Source organism: Chitinophaga sp. (genome assembly GCF_035564935.1).
In the GTDB taxonomy this organism is placed as follows: domain Bacteria; phylum Bacteroidota; class Bacteroidia; order Chitinophagales; family Chitinophagaceae; genus Chitinophaga.
Genome location: NZ_DATMTE010000689.1, coordinates 1 through 2,309, shown reverse-complemented (window position 1 = coordinate 2,309; position 2,309 = coordinate 1). Strand labels below are relative to the sequence as shown.

Sequence of the window (2,309 nt, the reverse complement as noted above, 5' to 3'; positions counted from 1 at the left end):
GCCAAAGCCGGCGGGTCTTTTTATCAATATAAGAAACAGATCTTTCATTGGTGGAAGGTTCCACTACCGTTACTTCCCATACATCATGCTTACCGGTATATTTACTGATCCAGGTGTTATTCTTTACTTCCTCTACTATGGCTTTTTTCACATTCGAAGTGTTGGCCGGTTTGTATTCATACACCGGCAGATCGGTGCTGTAGCCGGACGACAACGGCAGCAATGCCAGAACAAACGGATAGGTATAGCTATCTATGAAATACTGGTTGCCGGCTTCCTGGACCTGGGTCTTCTTACCCGTTTTCTTATCTACATAATAACCACTAACATTATTACCAAAATGCAGCACCATATCTTTCAATGTGCTGTGCGAGGCACGGTAAACAGGTTTAAAGTCGTTGAGATTGGATATGGAAGTATCTTTCCACTCTTCCAGCCCGGTAAGCGCCATCACAGTAGTTAACGCCAGTTTATCGCCGGAAGTATTGATACCAATGGTAAAAGTGCCGATAGCCGATTCAGTGCCGTCATTTACAGTATAACAGCCGAGTGTATATTTACCGTTCTTCAGCAGCTTGCTGTCAAATTTTTCCTGTGCCTGGCTCTTGCCGCCAATAGCGGTAAGCAACAACAAGGCAGCGGGGATCAGGGTCGGTTTACGAAATTGAAAAAGCATGATTCTAGTAGTTTATCAAACAATACAAAAATAGGTTATTCCGTCAATCCGGTGTATACTGGAATATGGGGAAGCAAATATACCTGTTTTCAGGTAGATATGATTACTTAACAGCCCCCCATAAGGATGAAACCTGGGCGCAGATGCCCCTGCCACCGCTACGTTTATACCTGCCCGTTGCCGGTTTTGCATTACGGAACAAATCCGCATAACTGATTACCTTTGCATCAATTTTTACACCCTGAGAAAATAACAAATGAGTAACTGGAATACGGCGCTGTGCGAAACAAATGATATCAGCATACACTATACAAGAACGGGAGGCAACAAGCCGCCTTTGATCTTACTGCATGGGTTAATGACAAACGGCCTGTGTTGGACAGCTTTGGCGCGTGCCCTGGAGAACGATTATGATGTAATCATGCCGGATGCCAGGGGACATGGCCGCTCCTCCATACCCAACTACGGATACCGGTATGAAGATCATGCAAATGATATTGCCGGTTTGATCAATGCGCTGGAACTTCCTCCGCCTTTCCTGCTCGGGCACTCCATGGGCGGAATGACTGCCGCCGTGGTAGCAAGCCGTAAGCCTAACCTGCTCCGTGGCCTGATCCTGGCCGATCCCACCTTCCTTAGCCCGGAGGTTCAGCGCGAGGTGCGCGACAGTGATGTGGCCGATCAGCACCGGAAAATGCTTCAGTTGCCGTTGGAAGAAGTAGTATCCGCAGCGCGGGCCAGGCATCCCAACCGGTCGCAGGAAACGCTTGAACTATTCGCCCGGGCCCGGCTTCAAACCAGCATGAGCGCTTTTGATGTGCTCACACCACCCAACCCCGATTATAAGCAGCTGATGAGCAGGATTGATATTCCCTGCCTCCTCCTGTTTGGCGATAAAGGCGTGGTTACACCTGTTGTTGCGGAAACGTTACAGCATCTTCATCCCGGCTTACAGGCGGAACAGATCCGGGAAGCCGGTCACAGTCTTCACATGGACCAACCGGAACGCTTCACTGCCGCAGTTAAAGCATTCTTAACCTCAATGAATGCCCACGGAAAATAAATAACCTGGTTGCTTACGTTAACGGATCTACGATGACAAAAGCCTTTAAACCGGCCATCTTGCCATCACGAAACCGCCAAACATCGCAGTAAGAGTAATGAACCATTTTCCCGGCTTCATCTTTCATGCTGATTTTGCCCAGTGCGGTAACAAACTCACCTTCGGCAATTAAATGTTCCACCATAAACTTTGGCGGTTCCAGGTAGGCCTTTGCCATATATTGTCGAACGGCTTCTTTTCCGCGCAGCGTTTGATCGCCCACAAATATCCACTCCGTATCGTCTGTACAAAAGGACAGGAACCCTTCGTTGTCGCCTTCAGCAACGGCCGCATTTGCCTTTTCCAGTATTGCCTTATTATCCCGGGTCATATGTTATCTCCAATTTATATTAATGATGAGCGCAGCTCCTCTCCTGCCATAGCCAACTTCGGCGTGCCTGTAGAACAGGATCAGACCAGTTAATAATCTATCTGAATAAATTCACTTCCGGTAAAAAACTTTAAGTGCCCTTCGGGACCAATCACCTCAAAGACTGCAATTTCCCACGAACTGATCTTAAAAAATGGTAA

The 2,309-nt window shown here is 47.7% G+C and carries 3 protein-coding genes; 1 reads left to right on the top strand and 2 read right to left on the bottom strand.

The features are described from left to right. The coding region (locus VN105_RS17795; RefSeq protein ID WP_325642875.1) for a hypothetical protein at nt 1-676 on the bottom strand (676 nt) is incomplete at its 3' end. A gap of 256 nt (nt 677-932) precedes the next feature. Between VN105_RS17795 and VN105_RS17790 the strand changes: the two genes are divergently transcribed. After that, nucleotides 933-1,739: an alpha/beta hydrolase gene (locus VN105_RS17790; protein WP_325642874.1), complete on the top strand. Its 807-nt coding sequence runs from the start codon at nt 933-935 to the stop codon at nt 1,737-1,739. Between the two features lie 13 nt (nt 1,740-1,752). Here the strand turns inward: VN105_RS17790 and VN105_RS17785 are convergent, their stop codons facing one another. Beyond that, nucleotides 1,753-2,109 (bottom strand): nuclear transport factor 2 family protein, encoded by a 357-nt coding sequence (locus tag VN105_RS17785; protein ID WP_325642873.1) that lies wholly within the window; start codon nt 2,107-2,109, stop codon nt 1,753-1,755. Nucleotides 2,110-2,309: the final 200 nt, after the last annotated feature.